The sequence below is a fragment of the Duganella hordei genome, assembly GCF_040369125.1.
GTDB lineage: Bacteria > Pseudomonadota > Gammaproteobacteria > Burkholderiales > Burkholderiaceae_D > Rugamonas > Rugamonas hordei.
Genome location: NZ_BPWI01000001.1, coordinates 871,623 through 896,670 on the forward strand (window position 1 = coordinate 871,623; position 25,048 = coordinate 896,670).

Genomic DNA, 25,048 nt, shown 5'->3' on the forward strand with positions numbered 1-25,048 from the left:
GCTTCTCGGTATGAGCATCCTGGTCGGGTATCTGTGCGTCATCCGCAGCTATCACCGCGTCGCCTTGTTTGAGCAAGAAGATTTTTCCTGGCAGTTGCGCACGCACAGCACCCACGACGCGACGACCCACCTGAACGCGAGAGTCGATGCCGCGCGCCTGATCATGGAATATGTCCTGTCAGGCAGCGATCCCCATGCCTATGTATCGAGCGGCCTGCTTTTCACAGATCGCAACGGCAAACCGGCACTGTTCGACTGGTCCAGGTTCGACAAGATCAGTTTCGAGGCACGCTGCTTCCCCGCCGGCACCATCCGGGTCGGCCTGGCCACCTTCGACGACAAGCTGTCCAAACGGGATGTGCTGATGACCTACCGCTCGCCAACGGCATACATCAACTGCAATCAGGACGGGGCCCGCGCCGAACTCGACCTGGCGCATTTGACGATTCCGGAATGGTGGGTCGACATGAACAAGCTCAACCCATCCGATCTGGGCTACTCGCTGGCCAAGGTCGCGCAGATCGAAGTCGGCACCAGCAACGCCAGCCGCTTCGGCACCCCGTCGCGTATCGAAATCGCGGGAATCGAAATGCACGAGCGGAAATACGGCTACCTGTATTTTCTGGCCGCGTTCCTGATACTGGCCTGGGCCGGTTTCGGGTTCTGGTTCGTCAAGCAGTGCGCGGCGGCCCTGGCCAACGACCTGCACGCGCGGATGCAGAAAGACCTGCCGCTGGTGGCGTACCAGCAGCTGACGCTGGAACCGCACAGGGAAAGGGAGAAATCCGCCATTTTGAGATTGCTGGCGACGCGTTATGCGGATCCGGAACTGGATCTGGAAACCGTGGTGTCGGAAACCGGCGTCAACCGTAATAAGGTCAACGACATATTGAAGGCGGAAATGGGGTATACCTTCATCGGTTACCTGAACAAGCTCAGATTGACCGAAGCATCGCGCCTGTTGGTGGAAAACACCAGCGCCAGTATCGCGGAAATCGCCTATTCGGTCGGGTACAAGAATTCCTCGTATTTCAATAAGCTCTTCAAGGAAGAATACGAATGCACGCCCAAGGCATTCCGGGAAGTGTGCAAAAAGGAAGCGCGGGAGCCGACGCCATAAAGCTCCATATTTCGCCGGCCGCGCCGAGCGCGGCCACGTGCGTTCACCGTCCGGTTGCATAGGCCAACTCCCCATCCGGCATCCGTCGCTCCGTCTCCCCCCGACGATTACGAGCGCCGCGACAACTCCTGAATATCCAATGAAAGGTGCCGTATTGCGCGACGCCGGCACAGCCCTGTGAGCAGCAAAAGCACAACGGCAATACCCACCGAAATAGCGCGAATGATGAAGATATTACAAGGGTGCAGATAATCGCATTGATACTGCACTTCCTTGCATCCGACACGCTGCAACGGCGACGCGGCCGCCCGCGCACAGGGAGGGAGGCGGCTCGAACAGCGGACCTTCAAAGCGCTCAATAGCAAAATCTGCACGAGCACCGATAACGACCGTGCAGAATTTTCGCCCGAGGCCGTCATGGCAGGCGGCGACGCATTTTGGCCCGTATTTTCGCCGCAATTTTTGGGATAGACTCGGCCCGTTTGCAGGACAGGCGGGCCTGTTCTCCGTCCTGCAAGCGACAGCCAAACGGTCCTGGACAGCATGGCCGAAAATAAAATGAAGGAGACATCAGCGTAGTGAAGCGCAGCGCACTAGCGCAGGCGCTTCCACATCTTCCATGCCCATACCGGCGGCACGCGCCAGCGACCGCGCCCCTGCCTAACAGGCACGCCTTGCAAGGCAGGGCTGCCAACCCTTTATCGCAGGGCTAAGTCACACCTCACGTCCTGCGCACGCCGGTGCCAAGGCGGAAGTGAATTTCACCTTGTCAGCGGCGTAGCCGGTGACAGGCAACTTGCAGTAGACGCAACAGAGAGGAAGCATAAATCATGAGGGGACAACAAAAAATGAGATTCCAGCTTACGGCTGTCGGACTGGCCTGCGCCACGCTACTGGCGGGCTGCGGAGGCGGTGGCGGTGGCAAAGGAAGCGACGCCGGGATGGCGCAATCAGTTTCCTTCCCGTTCCCGGGCGGGTCGAAGGTAGCTGTTCCGCCGGCCGTCGCGACCATCACGCTGAAGGCCACGGCCAGTTCCGGCGGGCCGATTACCTACGTGTCGAACACGCCGGCCACCTGCAGCGTCAGCGGCGACACGCTGTCGCTGCTGAAATCGGGCGAATGCTCGGTGAACGCCAACCAGGCCGGTGGGGATGGCTACGCCGCGGCCACGGCGCGCCAGCTTTTCGTCGTACCCAAGAATGATCAGGGTATTTGGCGCTTCGCCAACCCGGGAACGCAGCCCGTGGGGGCATCGGTGCAGGTGACACCGGCTTCCACCGCGGGTTCCTTAACCGACTTCCCCATCAGCATTACCACCAGCTCGCCCACAGTGTGCTCGGTTACCGGAACCACGTTGAAAATGCTCGCCGATGGGCTGTGCATCGTCACCGCCACCCAGGCCGGCAGCGATTTCTTTAACGAGGCTACGCTGACCAAGACCATTCCGGTCGGCGCCGCGGAAGGACCCGCGCTGACTTTCACAGGCGGCTACAGGCCAACCGATTCCTGGCGCACCGCGGAGGCCGGAAAAATCGAAGGGTACTCCTCGTCAGGCGCCCAAAACACCGTGGCCGATGACGGCAGCACCTTCACGTTCCGCATGGACAAGCGTTCGAGCGCCGCTGGTTTCGGCGGCTATTACGGTCTCCGGTTTTACGCCGCCACCCTGGAAAATCTTGTCGCAGGCGCCAACACGCTTGCCGGTGTGCGGATCGATTCCCAGAAGGCGATCAAGTTCAATATGCTGATGAACCCCGAAATGATCACCGCGCAAAAGACCGAGCTCAGAGTCTGGCTGTATCTCGGCCACTACGCCAACAACTGCAACGTGGTTCTGGAGAAGTTCATGACACCGGTGTTTTCGCCGTCCGTGCAGGGCTTGCAGGAGCAAAGTGTCGATCTCAAGTCGTTCACGGTCCAGAGTAGTTGCGGCCTGTCCAACCTCGACGTCTGGGACGAGCTGCAGAACTATCCGATCGCCAAGCTCGAGTTCAACGTGCCGGGTATCAACGATCAGGTGCCAACAGCGGGGACCGACATCTACACGACCAGCGTGACGATGGGGAAAATCACCTTCAAGTGATCGCGCACGACCATTTACCGTCCCCGCGTGGCGCGGCGGACAGCCAAAGCAACTACAAGAGTTCAAGAGGACAGAGACAATGAGGACAATCGGAACAATCACCAAGCGGAAACCGTTGCGGATGACCGCGCTGGCGCTCGCGGCGGCGCAGCTCGCGGCGCTGTACAGCGGCGCCGCGCAGGCGCAAACGGCGCCTTCGGCGCCGGCCGCCAAGGACGAGGAAGTCGTGAGCGTGGTCGTCAACGGCCAGCGCGAAGCGATGAAGTCGGCCGCCAAGCTCAAGCAGAATGCCGAGGAGGTCGTCGACGGCGTCGTCGCCGAAGAGGCCGGCAAGCTGCCCGACAAGTCGATCACCGAGGTGCTGCAGCGCATCGTCGGCGTGACGATGGACCGCAACCGCTCGCGCGGCGACCCGGAGCATTTCTCGGTCGAGGGTTCCGGCATTTCGGTGCGCGGCCTGACCTGGGGTTCGTCCACCTTGAACGGCCGCGAATCGTTCTCGGCCGGCTGGCCGGGACGCGAATTGAGCTGGGGCGACATTCCGGCCGAGCTGATGTCCGCCGTGGTCGTGCACAAGAACCCGCCTGCCGAGTTGATCGAGGGCGGCGTCAGCGGCCAGGTCGACTTGCGCACCGCGCTGCCGTTCGACTACAAGGGCGATAAATTCGCGGCCTCGACCTACGTGAACTATAACGAGCTCGGCAAGCAAACCTCGCCCGCACTCTCGGGTCTGGTCTCGAAACGCTGGGAAAACGACTTCGGCCAGTGGGGTGCGCTGTTCAACTTGTCCGCCAACCAGACCAATTCCCACAACGACACGGTGCAAGTTGACGCCTACTTTCCGCGCACCGACATCGTCGCCGGACAAACCGTGTGGGTGCCCAAATCGGCCTCGTGGCGCACCAACCTCGGCACGAACGACCGCGTCGGCGTCTATGCCGCGCTGCAGTGGAAGAAGGGGGGAGCCACGTCCGCGCTGACCTATTTCCACTCCGGCTACAAGGAAACCGGCACCGAGAACGCCCTGTACACGGGCGTGGAGAACCCCTACAAGTCCAAGCTCATCGACCCTGTGTTCGACAGCAAGGGCATCCTGCAGTCGGCCAGGTACACCTATCCGATCGGCGGCGCGGGCGCGAATAATTTCGTGGACGGCGGACTGGGTTTCAATACCAACCAAACCTATTTCGACAGGCGCTCGCAGACCCGCGAGATCGCCTGGAACACCAAGTGGACCATCGACGAGCGCTGGTCGGTCCAGAACGACCTGCAATGGGTCCATGCCACCAACAAGACCGAGAGCGAAAACATGACTCTGGCCACCTTCGTGCCGAGCATGAATATCGACCTGAGCAAACATGTCGGCGAGATCACCTTCGACGACAAGGCGCAAGCGTTCCTGCGCAATCCGGCCAACTACTACCTGCAGATGTTGGGGCCGGAAAGGACCAAGGCGGACGCCGACCTGTATGCGTGGAAGGGCGACGTGCGTTTCAAGTTCGACCATCCGATCATGCGCGATGTGCGCTTCGGCGTGCGCGCGACCAGGCGCACGGCGAACCACATCGACGCGACCGGCTCCATGTGGTACAACGTCGCCCGGCCATGGGAAGTCAGGAATTCGTCCACGCCGGGGCAGCCGGCCGCCACGACGGACGAACCGACCTGGGCGGGCCGCGCCAATTTCACTTACCTGAGCGATCCGAGGGTCGCAGCCCTGGTACCGACCAGCCTCTACACCTTCAACAACTTCTTCAACGGCAAGATCCCCACCCCGGGCGCCCTGGTGGTGCCGAGCCTCGCCGCGGTCAAGGACTACCCCAACGCCTACGTGGCGGCGGCGAATCCGATCATGAAGATTCAATGCGAACAGGGCAACGCGCAGTCAAATACCAACAACGACTGCTCGAAGATAGTCGACCCCTTCATGCCGCTTGTCTACGACGGCGATCCGTCCAAAACCTCCCGCCAGTCGGAGACAACGCAGGCCGCCTACGTGATGACGCGCTTCGGCTTCGACGACCTGCGTTTCCCGGTCGAGGGCAGCGCCGGCGTGCGCGTGGTCCACACCGACACGAAGGCCCAGGGCTACACCGTGTTCCTGCCGACATACGGCAACGGCTATTTGCCGGAGGTGCCGCGGTTTGGACAGATCAACGCGCCGATCGTCGAAGGCCGCAGCGCCGTCGACGTGCTGCCGAGTCTTAACCTGAAGATGGAATTCACCCCCGAGCTGCAAGCGCGCTTCGCGTTCGCCAAGTCGATGTATCGGCCGAGCTTTCAAGACCTGAGGGAGTACATCAAGCTGTACCAGCAGGTCAATGTCGACCAACCCACCGGCACCGTGACGGCCGTCAACTACCGCGGTGATGACCAAGGCAACGTCCACATGAAGCCCACCAAGGCCAACAGTTTTGACACGACGCTCGAATGGTATCCGGGCAACGGCACCTCGCTGACGGGCGCTCTTTTCTACAAGCAAGTGCATGACATCATCTTGCGCTCTGCCTATACCCGCGACTACAACGACCTGGCCGGCAACCCGCAAACCTTCCTGATCACCGCGCCGGACAATGCGGCGGACGGCAAGGTGGCCGGACTGGAGCTCGCCGGCCAAGCCTACTTCAATAATGTGCCGGCGTTGGCGCAGCTGTTGCCGGAATGGACCAAGGGCTTCGGCGTATCGGCGAACTACACCTACATCAAGAGCAGCCAGACGCTGCACCATCCGTTCAATATGAAGTACTGCCCGTCCTCCGGATCGTTCAACAACGATTCCTTGAGCTTGTATGGCTGCGACACCAATGGCATGCCGTTCACCGATATGCCCTTGCAGTATTTGTCGAAGAACGCCTACAACTTCATGGTCTTTTACGACAAGGGACCGATGTCGATGCGCCTGGCCTACAGCTGGCGCAGCCGCTTCCTGCAGGGGGTGAACGTCAATGGCACGTCGGACCCCAACGGCAGCGCCACCAGTGCCGATCCGACCCGGGCCACGGTTGTCGATGGCAAGACAGTCTATCCACAGGACGTGGCCTGGGGTTTGCCGACGTGGCAGGAAGCGGCCGGACAGCTGGACTTCGGGTTCGACTATCGGTTCAACGACCATATCCAGGCCAGTTTCAACGCAAGCAACATCCTGGATACCGTCGTTAAGCAGACCCAGCAGCAGGGTATCGGCAACATGACCCGTTCCTGGTTCGAGCCGGGCCGCAGTTATCGCCTGGCGCTGCGTTACACGTACTAAGCCCCGAGATCAGGTCCGTCGCCACTCAGGCGCGGCGGACCTTCCTTCGTCTCCTGTCGCTGTGCCGGCAGTTTCAGGGGCGGCTTCGGCCGCCCCTTTTTTTATATGGGTGGTCCATGTGTGACAAAGCTATTCGAACCATCGTCATCGTCGGCGGCGGCGCGGCCGGGTGGATGACGGCCACCGCGCTGGCCACCGCGTTCAAAGCCGGCGCCAGCGTCGAACTGGTCGAGTCGGAGGAGATCGGCATTGTCGGCGTGGGGGAGGCGACCTTTCCTTCGATCCGCGAGTTCCACCGCCTGCTCGGCATTGACGAGGCCGAGTTCCTGCGCGCCACCAACGGCAGCTACAAGCTGGGCATCCAGTTTTGCGACTGGCGCGCGCGCGGCGACAGCTATTTCCACACCTTCGGCGATTTCGGAGAACTGAGCGGGTCCCACGCGGTGTGGGGCCAGTACCGGCGGCTGGGCGAGGCCGGCCTTGGGGCGCTGGGCGAGCAATGCCTGTCAAGCGTGATGGCCAGCCAGGGCCGCTTCGCGCGGCCGGGAGAAGCCGACCGCTACGATTACGCCTACCACTTCGACGCCGCGCTCTACGCCGCCTTCCTGCGCAAGCTGGGGGAGCGGCGCGGCGTGCGCCGCACCGAGGGGCGCATCGTCGACGTGGCGCGGCGCGCCGACGGCGGCGTCGACCGGCTCACCCTGGCCGATGGGCGCGTGGTGGCCGGCGACCTGTACATCGATTGCTCCGGCTTCGCGTCGCTGCTGCTGGGGCGCACGCTGGGCGAGCCGTTTGTCGACTTCAGCCACTGGCTGCCGGTGGACCGGGCCTGGGCCTGTCCGACCGAGCGGATAGGGACCGAGCTGACGCCGTACACGCGCGCCACCGCGCTGGAGGCGGGCTGGGCTTGGCGGATTCCGCTGCAAAACCGCACCGGCAACGGCCACGTGTTCGCCAGCCGCTACATCGACGAGGGTCGCGCGCGCGAGCAGTTGCTGCAACAGCTGGACGGCCCGCCGCTGGCCGAACCGCGCCTGCTGCGCTTCCAGACCGGCCACCGCGCACGCGCCTGGGTGCACAACGTGGTCGCCCTGGGCCTGGCGGGGGGCTTCCTGGAACCGCTCGAGTCGACCAGCATCTTCCTGGTCCAGAGGGCCATGGGGCGGCTGATCGATTTGCTGCTGGCGGGCGCGCCGTTCACCGAGGAGGTGAAGGCCGGCTACAACGGCGAAGTAGGGCTGCAGTTCGCGCGTGTGCGCGATTTCATCATCATGCACTACTGCCTGAGCGCGCGCCGCGACAGCGCGCTGTGGCGCGCGATGGCAAGCATGGAGCTGCCCGGCACCCTGGCCTTCAAGCTGCACGCCTGGCGCCAGGCGGGCGCGCTGCACCAGTACGACCTGGAGGGCTTCGACGCGACCAGCTGGCTGGCGATCCATGCCGGCATGGGCCATTGGCCCGAGCGCGCCGACCCCACGCTGGGCGACGTCGAGCGCGCGGTGGCGCTGCGGGGATTGCAGTGGCGCCGCGAATGCATCGCCGCCGCCGTGGCGGCCATGCCCAAACACGACGCCTACCTGCGCGGCAGGCTGGGCCGCTGAGTGCGCTTGTATGCCGTGTTCATGCATTTCTCCTTGCCGGGCGGAGGTCAGCGCGCGGCGCCGCTTTGCCCGATCCGGTAGTAGTCAAAGTCGACCCGGCCGCCGGCGGTCTTGGTCGAATAATAGAACAGGGCGTAGCGGTAACCCATGAAGTGCGGGAAGGTGTAGACCAGGCGCGAGGGACGACCGATGGGGGTCCAGGATTTGCCGTCGAGGCTGTAGGAGAAGCGGGCGACCTCAGGCGCCCCTGGTATGCCGTAGGTCTTTGCGCCACCCTCGTAGACGCCGAAGCGGGCGTCGTCAGGCGCAGACTGGAATTCGCATTCGACCTTGAGGTGAACGGTTTGGCCAGAGAGGGGAATGGAGGCGATCTCCTCGGGCTGGTCGGAGTCGGCGCTCACCATGACGAGAGATCTGGCGCCGCCGCTCATCTTTACGCCAACAAAACCATACTTTTTCTGGAATGCGGCCAGGCCGGCCCAGTCGCCGTCTTTCATGCCGCTCACGTCGATGCTGGTGGTGGCGGAACTGTCGGGGCCAAAGGTGCGCTGGGTGAGGGTATTCCTGGCCTCGGGCAGGGTGGCATCGACCCGGCTGGTGACCAAGCTCAGGTAGCCCGGTCGCTTGCTGAGCGACCAGTTGCGCGGCTCGGGATTGTGATTCCATTGCCAGGCGAGGGGCAGGGCGCGGGCGCCGGGCCGGCGCTCGAATTCGTCGGAGGCGACGATGCCGGAGGCGCCGGAAGCGCCCTGGCGGCCGGCGGGGAGATCGAGCGTCATGGGCACCTCGCCGTCCTTGCCGAGCACGGGCCAGCCGTCCTTCCAGGTCACGGGAACGAGGTAGGGGATGCGGCCAACGGCGCCGTTGTCCTTGAACAGATAGGCATACCATTTGCCGTCCGGGGTGTCGATGAGGCCGCCCTGGGCGATGCCGCGGTCATCGAGTGCGATGCGCCCCTCGTAGGGACCGTCGATTTTGTCGGCGCGGTGGACGATGACGGTGCGGGACCAGCGGGTCTTGGGCGAGGCGATGTTGAAGAGGTAGTAGCGGCCGTTGATCTTGGAAAGCTGCGAGCCCTCGGCTTTGAGCCCGCCCTGGTCGGCGCCAAAGAGGGCGTTGACGTCTTCGATGATGACCTTGTTCACGCCGCCAGGCTTGAATCCGGAGAGGTCGGGTTGCAGCTCGATGAGCGAGATGCGACCGCCCCCGAAAACCATGTAAACACGACCGTCGTCGTCGAAAAACAGGCTGTGGTCGCCCAGCGCAGGCTCGAAACTCGTCTCTTTCCACGGGCCGCGCTCGGGATGCCGCGTGGCGTAGATGTGGGTGCGTCCTCCGGCGGTGGCGGAGAAAGTCGAGGCATAGAACATGCCGTCGTGGTAACGCAGGCTGCTGGCCCAGGAGCCCTCGCCGTAAACGCTCTTGCCGTTTTCGAGGCGGAAGGCTTCGTTGTCGGCCAGTGTGTCATAGGCGTAGGAGGCCATGCTCCAGTTGACCAGGTCGGTCGACTTCATGATCGGCAGGCCCGGGCTCATGTGCATCGTCGTGCTGCTCATGTAGTAGGTTTTTCCTACGCGGATGACTGCGATGTCCGGGACGTCGGCCCAGATCAGGGGATTATGGGCACGGTTCGCCTGTGCCGCCGGAACGGGCTGGGACAGATCGCGCTCGGCAAATTGCCAGTAGTCGAACTTGAACAGTTCTTCGCCGGCCGCACCGCGGAACACGAAGAAGACATCCTGGACGCCGGAGGCGGCGGAGACCGGTGCAGACTGCGGCTTCCATTGGCCGCCGGTTCCCGCGACCGGCAGCGTGCCGATCAGCTGGCCGTCGAGTTTGCCCAGACGAATCTCGATCTTCGCTCCGGTGGCCGCCTTCGCCTTGGCCGTGCTGGAGAGGCTGGCCATGAAGGCGCGCGCGCCGGTCGCGCCGAAATCGACATTTCGCACTTCGATGTAGGCGCCGTCGTGGATGTCGCGCACGTTCTGGCCGCCGGCGCTGCTGGGCTCGATTTTGACACCGGAAGACCAGGCGATGGTCTCGGCCTCCACCCGCTTGTAGGGATCGAGCGTGGCGACCGGCGCCGGTCCTTCCCTGGTCGGCCGCACCGTGGGGACCGAGCCGTCCGGGTTGAACTTCAACTCGTCGACGGACACGGAACGCTTGAAGCCGTCGCCTCCCGGAAGCGCGGCGTTGTGGTAGAAGAGGTAGGTCTTGCCCTTGTAATCCACCACGCCCGGATGGTTGGTGAAGGCGCTTTGCGGTGGCATGACGACGCCGCCGTAAGTCCACGGGCCTTCGGGTGTCGGGCCGGTGGAGTAGGCGAGATGCTCGGGGATGGGACCGGCGGCAAAAAACAGGTAATTGAGATTGGCGCGTTGATACAGCCAGGGGCCCTCCTCGTAGGATGTGCCGCGCAGAGCCGGCTTCGGCAGCGTCACGCCCTGGGTGTCCGGAGGGTTGCGTTCGCCCAGGGCCTTGACCGTCATCGGATGGCGAATGATGCCATTGTCCCCGACGCTGATGTCGTAGGAAATCATGTCCTTGTTCAGCTTCACCGACCACAGATTGGGATTGCCCCAGGCGAGATAGGCCTGGCCCTTGTCGTCGATGTAGACGGTCGGATCGATGCTGTCGTAGAGGCCGCCGGCGTGGCCGGCGATCAGCGGTTTTTTGAGCGGATCGGTGTAGGGGCCGAGGGGATTGTCGGCCACCAGCACGCCTATGCCCCGTCCTTGCACCGGGGCGTAGAGATACCATTTGCCATCCCTCTCGATCACCTGGGGAGCCCAGGCGCCGTTGTCAAAACCGTCCCAGCCGGAGATCTCCTTGGCGGCCCAGGGAAAATCCCGGAGGGAGGCGATCGCGCCGTGCTGGGTCCAGTTGACCATGTCCGTCGTCGTGGAGAGCACCCAGTTCTTCATGTTGAAATTGTTCTTTTCCCCGACATCTTCATCGTGGCTGGAAAACAGGTAGAGCGTACCCTGATGGACCATAGGGGCCGGATCGGCGGTATACATCGTTTGAATAACCGGGTTGAGCGCGAATGACACGGCGGGCAGCGCAGCCAACATGGACGAGAGAACGAGGGCGGAGCGGGTTGTTTTTTTCATGAGGGGCTTTATGGAGCTTATTGAATAATTGCTCGCTTGATGGTGACGGAACCTGCTGATCCGACGAATTGGATACCTACCGCCTCCGCATTCTGGACGTTAAAATCCGAACAGGTGAATTCTGTATCCTGACCTGCAACCAGCTCCTTATTGGCAGTCCAGCACTTCCACTCAGAAGCAGCCCAACCGGCGGAGTAGGTATAGAACTGGAACAAGGCATCCATCCCGCCATTTCGATCTGCAACAAACGCCTGATCAAAATTAAGCACCACTTTCAAGGTTTTGCCACTCCAATTGACTGGATTGGCGAAAGTATAGGCAGCGGCCGCCCCCGCCTGGTTGAGGGTAAGTCCCATGTACGCAGTTGAACTACTATTTGTGGCACCGGCACTCAAGGTCCAACTATTGGGGCGGTTACTCAATCCAAGGGCTTTGCCAGCGCCTACCAACATTGCATCCAGTACTTGTGGATCCCCCACGGCCGGAGTCGTACGGTCAAACAGCAGGCCTTCAGCCATCCCGATCTCCCAGGCGACTGGCAAGAGGCCGTTTGCAAGCGCCGACTTGGTGACATATTGATAGAAATGCTCCCGCGAAGCGAGATGCAGGTCAAGGTCAGCGCAAATTGACTGGTTACGCTTCATCGCGGCAAACTCCCCCAACATCACCGGAATCCCCTGGTCGACAAATTTTGTTTTCATTTTGGCGAACTGCGCATCGGTATAAGCCTCTTCCATCAGCGGAAGCCGTCCCGGCGAGTTGCGATAAGTATCGGTAGTCGAATGGTAGCCGTCACCCCAGTAACAATGCATCTGCGACCAGTCAGTATCTTCTCCCAGGTTCGAAAAAGCCCCTGGGTAATAATGAATTTCCATCATCTGGCGACCGGCTACAGGGTCGGAAGGCATGCCATTCCAATCATTGAAAGTCATGTCGATGTCGGTTCTCAGGCCTTGGAGCACCACCACGCGATAAGCGTTTCTACCGCCCGTCGAACGAACCGCATCGACAAATGTTTGATGATAGCTGTCGAGAACCCTTACCTGGTCTGGAAAGATAGCATCGGGCTCGTTGGCGCTGGCAAACAAGACATGCTCGTCAAAGTCGCGCAGCTTCGTGGCAATTTGCTGCCAGTAAGCCTTCTGTTTGGCGTTTACAGCGACTTTGCTTGCTTCGTTAACATGCCTCTCCAGCCAACCGCCGTCCCAATGGATGTTAACGATCGCGTAGAGCCCATTATCCACCGCATACTGCACCACTTGCTTCACGCGGTCGAGCCAGGCGTCGCTAATTTTTCCAGTCGTCTGGTCGGCATACTGATCCCAGGATACCGGGATCCGAATCGCGTCAAAACCGCTGTCCTTTACCAATTTTATGTAAGCGGCGGAGACCATCGGATTGCCCCAGCAAGTCTCTGACGCCGGGCTGCAACCATAAGCGTCCATGGTGTTTCCAATGTTAGTTCCCAGCTTTATTTTGGCAGCCAACTGTACGGCGTTACTGCTCATACCGGTCGCATTCGGGGCAATTGGATTGGTGTTGTAGTCCGGGTAAGCCGTGATCGCAAAGGACTGCGTGGTTTGTGCGCCGCAGCTGTTGGTATAGACCGCTGTTGCTGTACAGCTAGCATTTGGCGTTACGAATTGTTCGCGTGAAGAACCCGATGTTCCACAGCCACTCCATGACCAGGACCCGCCGTTGATCGGTTGCGGCCCAAATGCGATCTGGTTTCCGGTATTAATCGCTGCAGCTGCCGTTATATTCCAGGCGCCGGACGAATAAATATAGGGCGTTACCGTGGTTGGATCGCAGGTCTGCGCCTGCACGCTCGCAACGCTTCCTGACAGAGTCATAAAAAGGGACGTAATGACTAAACTTTTTTTATTCATTTCAATGATCTCCTCATTATTAGTATTAGGGGCTGTCCCGCAATCCGGCGGAGTCTATCCCAAATATCGCGGCGAAAATACGGGCCAAAATGCGCCGCCGCCTGCCATGACGGCGTCGGGCAAAAAATCTGCACGACCGGTGTTGATCCTCGTGCAGATTTTGCTATTGCTGGCTTTAAAAGGACGCTGTTCGATCCGGCCGCCACCTGTGCGCCACCTGTGCGCCGGCGACGCGGCACGCCGGATGCAATGAAGTGCAGTATCAATGCGATTATCTGCACCTTGTAATATCTTCACCATTCGCGCTATTTCGGAACGTATCTCCGTTGCCCTTTTGCCGATCACTCCTTAGGCTGGATCTGCGGCAGCGCGCCGGCCGGCGGCCGTCCTATCAGGTTGCGCGGCACGTAGCTGTAATCGGCCGCGCCGGGTTTTTTCCACGCAAGCATCAATGCGAGATCTGGGCCCGGGCCCTGGAAGTAGCGCACACGGAAATTGCGCAAGCCTTTCTCCAGCTTGATCCTGGTCGCCACCGGTGTGGGGGCATGGATGCCATCGTTGTCGATCACGTTTTCATCGTCGATGCTGAGCACGGCGCCATCATCGGCCAACAGCATCAGTTCCCACGTGGCGGCCTCCGCGATATTGACGGTGAAGCGAATATCCATCCCAAACCATTCGACCGTCGAGCCCAGGCCGGGAAAGCCTTCGCGGAAGGAGCGCGGCGTGATATCGAGTTGGGCCAGGCAAACGCGCTTGATCGGCTTACGCCGGCGCATTTCGGACACCGATTGGCTGCCGACATTGAGGCGATATACGTCGGCGACCATATGCCGATCCGACCCTTCGGCGCATTCTTCGAACAGCTTGGGGACCGCGCTGGCCACGGCCGTCTTCGCGGGTGGGTTGGGGTCCGGGGCCGGGGGAGGGGGCGGGGCCGCAGCCGGGGCGGGGGCGGGGGCGGGGGCCGGCGTCCGGGAGTCCGGCACGACGTCGAGCACTGGCAACGGGGGCACGGCGACCGGGGGCGGCGGAGCGATGACGGGAGGAGCGATATTGCTTGCGGCGGGCGGCGGTTCGGCAATCTTTTTTTCCGGTACTTTCTCCTGGAACAGGACCACGTCCACGCTGGGCGGCGGCGGCACGGGACGGCGCACGCGCGACAGCAGTATGCCGGCCAGCAAGGACAGGTGGATGAGCACCACGACGCCCAGCGCGTAGCGCCGGTTCTCGCGCCGCCTGGACGGTTGCCCTTCGGTTGCGGGCGGGGGCAAACTGGATTCCGGTGTTGAGCGCATACGTTTCTAAATACAATGTCAATTGATAAGGTTGGCGCCCATGCGGTGATCCCGATGCGCCCGCGCGGGAGGCGTTTATTCCTCCAACGCCACCACCATTACGGCTTTTGCAGGCACCTTGATCGGCAGCTTGCCGCCTGCGGCACGCGCGCTGAACGCCGACGGCTTGATGGCCTGCGGATTCTGGAACGTGTTATGCGCATCCATCGCGGCCGAGGTCAGCACCTTGCCGGCAGCACCTTTTACCTTCGTGCCGACGACGTTGACGGCGACATCGACCGCCCTGGACGGATCGGTGTTGACCAGCGCCAGGTAAAGCTTGCCGTCCCTGGCGCGTGCCGCCGAAGCGCTCACGCCGGGAATGGTCACCGCGCCCAGGGTGTAGCTGGTGTTGTCCTTGATCGCCAGCGGCAGCGTCTTGGCGTCCTGGAACGGCACATACATCTGGAACGCGTAATAGGTCGGGGTCAGGACCATCTTCTCCTTGTCGGTCAGGATCATCGCTTGCAGCACGTTGACCATCTGGGCGATGCTGGTCATGGTGACCCGCTCCGCGTGCTCATGGAAGATGTTGAAGTTGAGCGCCGCCACCAGCGCGTCGCGCAGGGAGTTCTGCTGGTGCAGCGCGCTTTTGGCGCCTTTCTCGTCGTACCAGGTACCCCACTCGTCGACCATCAGCCCGATCTTCTTCTCGGGATCGTTCTTGTCCAGCACGGCCACGTGATCTTTGACAAGCTGATCCATTTTCAAGGTATTGGCAAGGGCCGAGATCCACTCGTCCTCCTTGAAGCCGAGGGCTTCGCCCTTGACCTCCCAACTGCCGCCCGGGATGGTGTACTGGTGGACGCTGATGCCCACCGTGTGGCCCTTCAGTTCCTTGCTCAGGACGTCGGTCCACGAGGTGTCGAAACCGCTGCCGCCGCTGGCGATCATTTTCGGCCTGGACTGGTCGGGCGCCCTCAGGAAGTTCTCATAATTCCGGTACAGGCTGGCGTAGTACTCGGGCTTGATGTTGCCGCCGCAACCCCACGCCTCATTGCCGATACCGAACAGGGCGACTTTGAACGGCTTTTCGCGCCCGTTCTGGGCGCGCAGCCTGGCCAGGGGCGAACCGCCGTCCGCAGTCAGGTACTCGACCCAATCGGACATCTCCTGCACAGTGCCGGTACCGACGTTGCCGTTGACGTAGGCTTCGGCGCCCAGCATGTCGATCAGGTCGAAGAATTCGTGGGTGCCGACGGCGTTGATCTCGTCTACGTTGCCTCCGTTGACGTTGCTCGGACGCTTGTCCTGCGGGCCTATGCCATCGCGCCAATGGTAGGTGTCGGCGAAGCAGCCGCCCGGCCAGCGCACCAGCGGCACATGCAATTCCTTGAGCGCGCCGACGACGTCATTGCGCCAGCCCTTGGTGTTGGGGATGTTCGACTTCGGGCCGACGTACATGCCCTGGTAGACGCCGGTGCCGAGGTGCTCGGCGAACTGGCCGTACACGTTCTTGTTGATGACCGGGCCGGGTTTGCCGGCGTCGATGCTGATGCTGACCTCGCCGGCTGCAAAAGCCGGTGCTGCGATCATGCCGAGAACGGCCAGGCTGTGTTTAATGAGGTTCATACAGGGGTTTCCAGACAGTTGTTATTGAAGTGGCGGTGCCGTGGGCTCGATCAGCGGCAGAGTGCGCTTACCGGATTTTTTCCCTTTGCCGTGATAACACCCAGGCGGTACGGAATCTTGATGTAGTCGTCCACCCGCACTGCGGGGTCATTCCCCTGGAAGAGGTATTCGAGCGGCCGGCAAGGATCGATGGTCATCGTTTGATCGGCGTTAGTCCGCACCAATTCACCGTGGGAAATCCCTTCCGACCAACTCTGTTCAACGTTATCGCGAGCCGCGAATGCGTTCATAGGCGCGGAGGAGAATGGCTCCCATTTTCCGTCGAGGCCATTGCTCTTCCAAATCCGGAAGTAACGTCCTTGCGGCGAAATTGCCTCCACCACAGTAATGTAGGTATTCGTGTTGGCGATCTTGTAGGTATTGCTCGCCTCGAACAGGTCTTCCTTTTTTTCGATCATGACAGCGACGGTGTTATGGAAGCCGTTCGGGAACTGGGCTAATTCGGTTTCGGACCGAAGCAGACGTCCATTGTCGTCGGTGCTGAACAGATAGCATTTTTTATCATCGCAGATCACCCAAAAGTCCAACCAGCCCACGCCTGGCGGAGTCTTGACGATGTCGGGTACGACTGGAAAGAACGGCTTCGGCGCGCTCCAGGACATCGGATCGCCAATATCTTTCGAGGTTGAATACAGCGGGTCGGCGCCTTGATATACGAGATACCAGGTTTTCTGCGGAGCGAAATAAAATACCTGCGGCGCCGCGCGATAACCCGGCCCCATGGGGGACTTGTCAAGCGGGACTATTTTCGCGGTCGACGCGTTCGGCCATTTGTCAAAGCTCGTGTACCCAAGACCCCAGCCAGCAGATCCTGCCGTTGTCATGAATACGTGATATTTGCCATTCACGTAAACAATCGAAGGATCTTTCATAGCGTAAATTGTCTGATCTGGATCCGCTTGCGGCGCAATAAGCGGCGGGCTCGAAGTCCAGTTAAACGCCAGATTGTCAGGCGACGCCGCAGGCTCGGCGGCACATACTGCCAAAACAGCCCATAGGGCCATCCCCATACTGCGATTTTTTAATCTCATTAATATCCTCGTCTTTTTTGGCGCATCCGAATCCCTGTCCAGCAAACCGGCGGAGTCTATCCCAAATATTGCGGCAAAAATACACGCTGAAATGCGCCGCCACGTGCCATGACGGCCTTGAGCGAAAATTCTGCACGGCTGCAATGGGTACTCGTGCAGATTTTGCTATTGCCAGGGCACTGTGCGAGCTGGCCACCACCTGTGCGCTGGCGGCCGCGCCGCGGCGCCGCATGTCGGGTGCAAGGAAGTGCAGTATCACTGCGATTATCTGCACCCTTGTAATATCTTCACGGTTAGCGTTATTTCGGCGCTTACCCCACCGTGTCCTTTTGCTGCTCGCCTGTCCCTGTCGGCGATGTGCGATGACGCGCGCCATCACTTTGCGCCGACGGCAGCGGGACGGCCGGGCATCGCGGAAATTGCCTGTTCCATCGGCTATGGCCTTCCTGGTTCAACAAGTGGTTCAAGGAAGCGTACGGCTGACCCAGGGCCTTCAGCCCCCTCGGCAAACAGAAGTAAATCCCCAAGTCTTGCAACTATCCGCACACTGCTAGCAGTTTCAGAAAAATCGCTACCGACGACTGCGCCTTCCACCCTATGCTGACATTTGGCCTAAGAAAACCTTCAAGGCCGCATGACAATTTGTCAGATGAATATTCCGGGGATACGATGAAACTCAGCAGTGCATTTTTATTAATTGGAATCCTGTCGCTAAACGTCGGCTGTGGCGGCGGCTCGGCCAGCCCGACGCCAGGCCCCACCACACCAGCCCCAACGACGTCAGTCGCAACCACGCCAACGCCGACGACGCCAACTCCGGCAACGCCGGCTCCAACGACGCCGGCCGCAGGTCTCTATCCCGACTACAACCAGAATCCGATCGCGCCCGACGCGACCGGCATGGGCAGCACCGCTGTCCAGCTGGCCAGCCAAATTCGTCTGGGTTTTAATATTGGCAACACGATGGAGGCGATCGGCGGAGAAACCGCCTGGGGCAATCCCCTGATCACCCAGGAGCTGATCAAGGCGGCCAAGGCGGACGGATTCAACGCCATCCGGCTGCCGGTTGCCTGGGACCAGTACGCCAACCAGCAGACCGCCAAGATCGACCAGGCCTGGCTGGACCGCGTCAAGCTGGTTGTCAAATACTGCGTGGACAACCAGATGTATGTGCTTGTGAACATACATTGGGACGGCGGCTGGCTCGAAAGAAACGTCGTGCCCGACAAGCAAGTGGCTGTCAACGCGAAGCAAAAGGCGTTTTGGACCCAGATCGCCACGCAACTGCGCGACTTCGACGAGCATTTGATGTTTGCCAGCGCCAACGAACCGAGTATCGACACGGCCACCCAAATGCCGGTGCTCATGTCCTACCACCAGACCTTCGTCAACGCGGTGCGCGCCACCGGCGGCAAGAATGCCTACCGCACCCTGGTGATACAAGGACCGCAAACGGACATCGATAAAACAATGCAGATGTGGACGGGCATGCCGACCGACACCGTCAGCAATAAGCTGATGGCGGAGGTGCACTTTTATCCCTGGAACTTTACCTTGATGGACAAGGATGAAGTGTGGGGCAATCAATTCTATTACTGGGGCAAGGATAATCATTCGACCACCGACACCGCCCATAACCCCACCTGGGGCGAGGAGGCCTATGTCGATCAGCAGTTTTTGCTGATGAAGCAGAAGTTTGTCGACAAGGGCATTCCGGTCGTGCTCGGAGAGTACGCCGCAATGCTGCGTACCAATCTGACGGGCGATGCACTGGCCCTGCATAAGAAGTCGCGGATCTACTATATTCAATACACAACCCATGCGGCTGTGGCCAACGGCGTGATACCGTTCTATTGGGACGTGGGCGGCCTGATCGATCGGAGCAATAATACAGTCCTCGACCCGAACCTTCTCGATGCGCTGGTGAAGGGCGCGGCGCCGTAAGCTGCCGCCCCCACAATTCGCACAACAAGCAGACAATAACGAGACAACCCCAATTCAATACAGAGATGATGCGACTACTTCCAATCACGGCGATGCTGGCGGCGTTACTGGCTTGCGTGCCGGCCCTTGGCTTCGCCGAACCCAAACAACGCTTGATTGTCCTTACCGATATCGAGGCCGATCCCGATGACAGCCAGTCGCTCGTGCGCTTGCTCCTGTACGCGAACCAGATCGATATCGAAGGCCTCGTCGCCACGACCTCTACGCATCAGAAGTCGCGTATCGCACCGGCGTCCATACATGCGATCATCGACGCCTACGGCCGAGTGCAACCCAATCTGTTGAAGCACGAACCGGGGTTTCCGAAAGCGGAGGCGCTGAAAGCGGTGGTGCGCTCCGGCTCGCAAGTCTACGGCATGCAAGGTGTCGGCGACGGCAAGGACTCGCCTGGATCGGACGCCATCATCAAGGCCCTGGAGAAAAACGATACGCGGCCCCTGTGGGTTTCGGTCTGGGGCGGCGCCAATACGCTTGCTCAAGCGTTGTATCGGATCGGCCACGACAGGACGCCGGAGCAGGCCGCCCGCCTGGTCAGCAAGTTGCGCGTCTACACGATCTCCGACCAGGACGATTCCGGTATCTGGATACGCACCCAGTTTCCCCACCTGTTTTACATCGTCAGCCCCGGTGGGTATGGCAATGGCACGTGGACTGGCATGCATTCGACCGAGCCGGGCTTCGACAGCACGGAAGTGAGCAACAGCTGGATCGCCACGCATATTCAACAAGGGCATGGACCGCTGGGCGCGATCTATCCGGATGTTTCCTTTGGCGTGGAGGGCGATACGCCATCCTTCCTGTCCTTGATACCCAACGGCCTGAACGCGCCCGAGCATCCGGACTGGGGCGGCTGGGGCGGGCGCTACGAGTTCTACACGCCAGCGTTGGAGACGACCAATCCGGAAGGCTTCACCGGCAACGTACCTGTATTGCAAGAACCGCATGCCATCTGGACCAACGCCGTGGATAGTTACAGGCCGATGGTCCACAACGACTATGGCCGCACGGTGCGCGCCGACGACAAGGTCTCCACTGGGTACAGGACCACCATCTGGCGCTGGCGCAAAGAATTCCAGAACGATTTCGCCGCTCGAATGGAGTGGACCACCAAGCCCTACAAGGGGGCGAATCATCCACCAATAGTAAAGCTCGTACCCGGCGAACGGCTGACCGTCAAATCCGGCGAGGGCTTCATGCTGAGCGCGGCCGGCAGCTCCGACCCCGATGGAGATAGCTTGAGCTACCTGTGGTTTCAGTATCCCGAAGCTGGCAGCTACAAGGAGGAGATCAAGCTGGGGTACGCGGAAAATCATCATACCGTTTGGGGGCAGGCGCCAGTGGTAAGCAAGACGGAGACCGCCCACTTCATCGTAAAGGTTATCGACAAGGGCAGTCCGGCGCTGACGCGCTACCGACGCGTCATCGTCACAATCGTGCCGTCTGCGCCCTGAGCGTGTAAATAATTTCAATCGGCCGGTACAATGGGAGGGCCAGCCATCCGGCTGCGTGCTCTTTTCCTTTGATACGACACTATGAATCAACTGCGGTTTGATCTGAACGATTTGCAGGCCATGGTCGCGGTGGTCGAGCAGGGCGGCTTCCGCGCCGCGGCCACCACGCTGAACCTGTCCCAGCCGGCCCTGTCGCGCCGCATCAGCAAGCTGGAAGAGGCGCTCAACGTCAAGCTGTTCGAGCGCAGCACCCGGCGCGTGGCGCTAACCTTGATGGGCCGTGAATTCTTCACCAAGGCGGTCGAAATCCTGGATGGCGTGGAGCGCTCGCTGCACAAGATCAGCGATATCTCGCGCAGCCATTTTGGCCAGGTAACCGTCGCCTGCGTGCCGTCGGTCGCGCACAACTTCCTGCCGCCTATCCTGCAACGCTTCTATACCGAGCTGCCCGGCATCCGCCTGCGGGTGGCCGACGAAGGGGCGCATGAGGTGCTGAACATCGTCGCCCGCGGCGACGCCGATTTCGGCATCAATTTCCTGGGCGACGGCGAGCAAGGCATCGACTTCGAACCGATACTGAAAGAACGTTTTGTGCTGGCCTGTCTTGCCACCCACCCGTTGGCGCGCAAGCGCAGCGTCAGCTGGGACGACATCGGCAAGCACCCCTACATGACCGTCGCCAAATCCAGCGGCAACCGCATGGTGCTGGACCAGGCGATGGCGCCGACGGAGCGGCGCCCCAGCTCCTTCATCGAGGCGCGCCACGTCTCCACCTTGCTGGAACTGGTGCGCTCGGGCCTGGGCATCGCGGTCGTGCCGCAGTTGTCGATGCCGGCCGGCGCTGCCGGCGCCATGCTGCGTGCGGTTCCGCTGGCAGGCGAGGGCATCGAGCGCACGCTGGGGGTGATACGCCGTTCCGGCCGCATCTTCTCGCCCGCCGCGCAGCACCTGTATGAACTGCTGAAGGAGGAGCTGACAGGCAAACCCAATTGATGCATTTTGCTGATCAATTGCAATAAATTATGCAATATACATTATCGATGCAAGCTCGGATAATCGCCTGAAAATGGAGTTGAACAACAATCAGGAGACCAGCATGCATCGCCGTTTCATCCCTGCCACAGCTGTATCCATCGTGTTCGTGCTGGCCGCTTCGGTCGCCAGCGCGGAGCAAATCGATGTCATGAATTCGGGCGGCTTCACCGCCGCCTACAAGACGCTGCAACCACGCTACGAAGCTGCCAGCGGCGACACGCTGGCCACCGCCTGGGGGCCGTCGATGGGCAAGGCGCCGGAAGCGATTCCGAACCGCCTGGCGCGCGGCGAGCCGGCCGATGTGGTCATCATGGTCGGCTACGCGCTGGACCAGCTGATCGCCGAGGGCAAGGTCGAGCGCGCCAGCCGCACCGAACTGGCCGATTCGCGCATCGGACTGGTGGTGCGCAACGGCCATTCGCAGCCGGACATCTCCACCGTGGCGGCGCTGCGCCAGGCGATGCTGCAGGCCGAGTCGATCGCCTATTCCGATAGCGCCAGCGGGGTCTACATCGAGCGCGAGCTGCTGAAAAAACTCGACATCGAAGCGGCCGTCAAACCCAAGGCGCACATGGTGCAAAAAACCCCGGTCGCGGTCATGGTGGCCGAGGGGAAGTATGAGCTGGGCTTCCAGCAGGTGAGCGAAATCCTGCCGGTGCAAGGCGCGACCTTCGTGGCCCGCCTGCCGGAATCGGTGCAGAGCATCACCCGCTTCGCGGCCGGCATTCCGGTCGGCGCGCGCCATCCGCAGGCGGCGCGCCGCTTGCTGGACTTCCTGGCCTCGCCCCAGTCGCGCGATGCGGTCACCGCCAGCGGCCTCGATCCGGTGCCGGCCACCGCCGCGCACTAAGCGCTTTCTTCCCTTCCAAGCAAAGATACTACGATGACTACCCAATCAACGGCGACGCCGTCCCGCGTCGGTATGGTGCTGCGTGTTACCAGCGGCAATTTCATGGAAATGTTCGATTTTTTCCTGTTCGGTTTTTACGCGACCGCCATCGCCAAGACCTTCTTCCCGGCCGACAACGAGGTGGCGTCGCTGATGATGACGCTGATGACCTTCGGCGCCGGTTTCCTGATGCGGCCACTGGGCGCTATCGTGCTGGGCGCCTACGTCGACCGGGTCGGCCGGCGCCAGGGCCTGATCGTCACGCTGGCCCTGATGGCGCTGGGGACCATCCTGATCGCCTGCGTTCCCGGCTACGCCAGCATAGGCGCGCTGGCGCCGGCGCTGGTGCTGGCTGGCCGCCTGCTGCAGGGTTTCTCCGCCGGCGCGGAACTGGGCGGCGTGTCGGTCTACCTGTCCGAGATGGCGACGCCTGGCAATAAAGGGTTTTACGTCAGCTGGCAATCGGCCAGCCAGCAGGTCGCCATTATCGTGGCGGCGGCGCTGGGCTATGGTTTGAACCTGTGGTTCACGCCGGCCGAAATGGGCGCCTGGGGCTGGCGCATTCCTTTCTTCATCGGCTGCCTGATCGTGCCGGTGCTGTTCGTGATCCGCCGCTCGCTGCAGGAGACCGAGGAATTCAAGCGCCGCACCCACCGGCCGGACCTGCGCGCCATCCTGCGCTCGATGCTGGACAACTGGGGCCTGGTGCTGGCCGGGATGATGCTGGTGGCGCTGACCACGGTGTCGTTCTACCTGATCACGATCTACACGCCGACCTTCGGCAAGACGGTGCTTAAGCTCAGCACCAGCGACAGCCTGATCGTCACGCTGTGCGTCGGCTTGTCCAACTTCATCTGGCTGCCGGTGATGGGCGCGCTGTCGGACCGCGTCGGCCGCCGTCCGTTGCTGATCGTGTTTGCCGCGCTGACCATGGCCAGCGCCTATCCGGCGATGCGCTGGCTGGTGGCCGATCCCAGCTTCGAGAGGATGCTGATGGTGGAGTTGTGGCTGTCCTTCCTGTACGGCAGCTACAACGGCGCGATGGTCGTCGCGCTCACCGAGGTGATGCCGGTGGCGGTGCGCACCGCCGGCTTCTCGCTGGCCTACAGCCTGGCCACCGCCGTCTTCGGCGGGTTCACGCCGGCCATCGCCACGGCCCTGATCGAAGCCAGCGGCGACAAGGCGGCGCCGGCATTGTGGATGAGTCTTGCCGCCGTCTGCAGCCTGGCGGCGACGCTGGTGCTGTATCGCCGCCACCATGCGAGCCCGGCCGGCTTGGCGGCACAATGAGCAAGTATGCTCGACCTGGGTCTGCGCCACACGTTCCAATAAAAGAAGGGCTCCCGCGCGGTCGGGCGCGCTACGGTTTCGCAGGGCCGGTCAGGCGCAGCATCAGCACGCTGTGCGGCGCCAGCCGCGCTTCCAGCTTGCCGCTGGTGTCGCCCGTCTTCTTGCTCCACAGGTCGGACCAGCGGTAGACGGTCTTCTTGAAATCGACCGACCGCTTGCTCAGGTCATCGTTCATCAGGTGCGCCTTCCAGTCATGGCGCAGGTCGAGAGCCTGGTTGGAGCGGTTCAGGAACATCAGCGCCCATTGGCCGCCTTCGAGCGGCTTGGCATAGACCTCCAGCGGACCGTCGGCCAGGATGCGCAGCGCCTGCACACCCAGCTTGTCCTGGTTCACCGCGATCACGCCGGGGTTGGTCAGGATGCGCCGGGTCGACTCGGTCATGGAACGCAGGTCGTTGCCCAGGATGAGGGGCGAGGCCATCATGGCCCAGATCGACAGGTGGGCGCGGTCTTCATCCTCGCTCATGCCGTTGCCCACTTCGAGCATGTCCATATCGTTCCAGCGGCCAGGCCCTGCGAACTTGCGCAGGTTTGCCTGCTTGTCGAGGATGCGCAGCACGCCCAGACCAACGGAGAAACCGGGGCTGTATTCGCAGTCGAAGCAGTTATAGATATCGGGCGTGGTGCGCCACATGTGTGCGACCTGGCCGCCCCAGTCCCACGGTTTGCTCATGCCCCATTCGCAAACGCTGAACACCATCGGACGGCCCGCCTTGGCGATCGCGTCGCGCATCGTGGTGTAGGCCGCTTCGGCGTTCAGGCCCGGAGTGTCGCACCAGTCGTACTTGACGTAATCGATGCCCCAGCGCGCATAGGTCAGCGCATCCTGGTACTCGTGGCCGCGGCTGCCGGGATGGCCGCCGCAGGTGGTCGCGCCGGCGTCCGAGTAGATGCCCAGCTTGAGTCCCTTGCCATGCACATAGTCGGCCAGCGCCTTGATGCCTGATGGGAAGCGCTTGGGGTCGGGCTGGATGTTGCCGTCGGCGTCGCGCTGGCCGTGCCAGCAATCGTCAATGTTCACGTACTGGAAGCCGGCGTCCTTCAAGCCCTGCTTGACCATGGCATCGGCGGTCTCGCGGATCAAGCGCTCGTCGATATCGCAGGCGAACTTGTTCCAGCTGTTCCAGCCCATGGGCGGGGTGCCGGCCAGGCCTTCAGCTTTTTGAGCCCAGCTATTGCCGCAGGCGGCGGCACCCAGCAAGAGGCCTAACACGAGCTGCGCCGTGCGTTTGATTGTTTTCATTTCTTAATGTCTCCAAAAA

At 61.5% G+C, this 25,048-nt stretch carries 16 protein-coding genes; 10 read left to right on the forward strand and 6 right to left on the reverse strand.

Going from position 1 to position 25,048, the window contains the following annotated elements; all coding sequences use genetic code 11:
- The first annotated feature begins 10 nt into the window (after nucleotides 1–10).
- From ABWW33_RS03665 to ABWW33_RS03680, 4 genes are all read left to right on the forward strand, one after another.
- A complete protein-coding gene (locus ABWW33_RS03665) occupies nucleotides 11–1,120 on the forward strand; it encodes a helix-turn-helix domain-containing protein (protein ID WP_353398987.1) in 1,110 nt (369 codons plus the stop codon).
- A gap of 830 nt (nucleotides 1,121–1,950) precedes the next feature.
- Complete coding sequence (locus ABWW33_RS03670) at nucleotides 1,951–3,204, forward strand: hypothetical protein (RefSeq protein ID WP_176650908.1); 1,254 nt, start codon at nucleotides 1,951–1,953, stop codon at nucleotides 3,202–3,204.
- 121 nt (nucleotides 3,205–3,325) lie between these two features.
- Complete coding sequence (locus tag ABWW33_RS03675; protein ID WP_353398989.1) at nucleotides 3,326–6,454, forward strand: TonB-dependent receptor; 3,129 nt, start codon at nucleotides 3,326–3,328, stop codon at nucleotides 6,452–6,454.
- Between the two features lie 116 nt (nucleotides 6,455–6,570).
- Nucleotides 6,571–8,055, forward strand: a complete 1,485-nt coding sequence (locus ABWW33_RS03680; RefSeq protein WP_353398992.1) for a tryptophan halogenase family protein — start codon at nucleotides 6,571–6,573, stop codon at nucleotides 8,053–8,055.
- Nucleotides 8,056–8,102: 47 nt separating this feature from the next.
- On the opposite strand, the gene ABWW33_RS03685 is transcribed toward ABWW33_RS03680, so the two are convergent.
- Nucleotides 8,103–11,168, reverse strand: coding sequence for a family 43 glycosylhydrolase (locus ABWW33_RS03685; RefSeq protein ID WP_353398994.1), 3,066 nt, complete (start codon nucleotides 11,166–11,168; stop codon nucleotides 8,103–8,105).
- Between the two features lie 17 nt (nucleotides 11,169–11,185).
- Nucleotides 11,186–13,057, reverse strand: a complete 1,872-nt coding sequence (locus tag ABWW33_RS03690) for a cellulase family glycosylhydrolase (RefSeq protein ID WP_176650911.1) — start codon at nucleotides 13,055–13,057, stop codon at nucleotides 11,186–11,188.
- On the opposite strand from ABWW33_RS03690, the gene ABWW33_RS03695 reads away from it, so the two are divergent.
- Nucleotides 13,035–13,310 carry a hypothetical protein gene (locus ABWW33_RS03695; RefSeq protein ID WP_176650912.1) on the forward strand — a complete coding sequence of 92 codons (276 nt, stop codon included), beginning with the start codon at nucleotides 13,035–13,037 and terminating at the stop codon, nucleotides 13,308–13,310. The two genes, ABWW33_RS03690 and ABWW33_RS03695, sit on opposite strands and share 23 nt — an antisense overlap.
- Nucleotides 13,311–13,398: 88 nt before the next feature.
- Here the strand turns inward: ABWW33_RS03695 and ABWW33_RS03700 are convergent, their stop codons facing one another.
- From ABWW33_RS03700 to ABWW33_RS03710, 3 genes are all read right to left on the reverse strand, one after another.
- Nucleotides 13,399–14,355 carry a PA14 domain-containing protein gene (locus ABWW33_RS03700; protein ID WP_353398998.1) on the reverse strand — a complete coding sequence of 319 codons (957 nt, stop codon included), beginning with the start codon at nucleotides 14,353–14,355 and terminating at the stop codon, nucleotides 13,399–13,401.
- 75 nt (nucleotides 14,356–14,430) lie between these two features.
- Nucleotides 14,431–15,966: an alpha-N-arabinofuranosidase gene (locus ABWW33_RS03705; protein ID WP_353399001.1), complete on the reverse strand. Its 1,536-nt coding sequence runs from the start codon at nucleotides 15,964–15,966 to the stop codon at nucleotides 14,431–14,433.
- Nucleotides 15,967–16,016: 50 nt separating this feature from the next.
- Entirely contained in the window at nucleotides 16,017–17,057 is a 1,041-nt protein-coding gene (locus tag ABWW33_RS03710) for a glycoside hydrolase family 62 protein (protein ID WP_353399004.1), read from the reverse strand.
- A gap of 669 nt (nucleotides 17,058–17,726) precedes the next feature.
- Here ABWW33_RS03710 and ABWW33_RS03715 point away from each other — a divergent pair.
- The 5 genes from ABWW33_RS03715 (at nucleotide 17,727) to ABWW33_RS03735 (ending at nucleotide 23,726) form a co-directional block, all read left to right on the forward strand.
- Nucleotides 17,727–19,001, forward strand: a complete 1,275-nt coding sequence (locus ABWW33_RS03715) for a glycoside hydrolase family 5 protein (protein ID WP_353399007.1) — start codon at nucleotides 17,727–17,729, stop codon at nucleotides 18,999–19,001.
- Between the two features lie 65 nt (nucleotides 19,002–19,066).
- A complete protein-coding gene (locus ABWW33_RS03720; protein ID WP_353399010.1) occupies nucleotides 19,067–20,512 on the forward strand; it encodes a nucleoside hydrolase-like domain-containing protein in 1,446 nt (481 codons plus the stop codon).
- An 81-nt stretch (nucleotides 20,513–20,593) separates the two neighbouring features.
- Nucleotides 20,594–21,505, forward strand: a complete 912-nt coding sequence (locus tag ABWW33_RS03725; protein WP_176650916.1) for a LysR family transcriptional regulator — start codon at nucleotides 20,594–20,596, stop codon at nucleotides 21,503–21,505.
- Between the two features lie 103 nt (nucleotides 21,506–21,608).
- Nucleotides 21,609–22,397 carry a substrate-binding domain-containing protein gene (locus ABWW33_RS03730; RefSeq protein ID WP_353399014.1) on the forward strand — a complete coding sequence of 263 codons (789 nt, stop codon included), beginning with the start codon at nucleotides 21,609–21,611 and terminating at the stop codon, nucleotides 22,395–22,397.
- A 33-nt stretch (nucleotides 22,398–22,430) separates the two neighbouring features.
- Nucleotides 22,431–23,726, forward strand: coding sequence for an MFS transporter (locus ABWW33_RS03735; RefSeq protein ID WP_353399017.1), 1,296 nt, complete (start codon nucleotides 22,431–22,433; stop codon nucleotides 23,724–23,726).
- Nucleotides 23,727–23,796: 70 nt separating this feature from the next.
- On the opposite strand, the gene ABWW33_RS03740 is transcribed toward ABWW33_RS03735, so the two are convergent.
- Nucleotides 23,797–25,029 carry a glycoside hydrolase family 27 protein gene (locus ABWW33_RS03740; protein WP_353399020.1) on the reverse strand — a complete coding sequence of 411 codons (1,233 nt, stop codon included), beginning with the start codon at nucleotides 25,027–25,029 and terminating at the stop codon, nucleotides 23,797–23,799.
- Nucleotides 25,030–25,048: the final 19 nt, after the last annotated feature.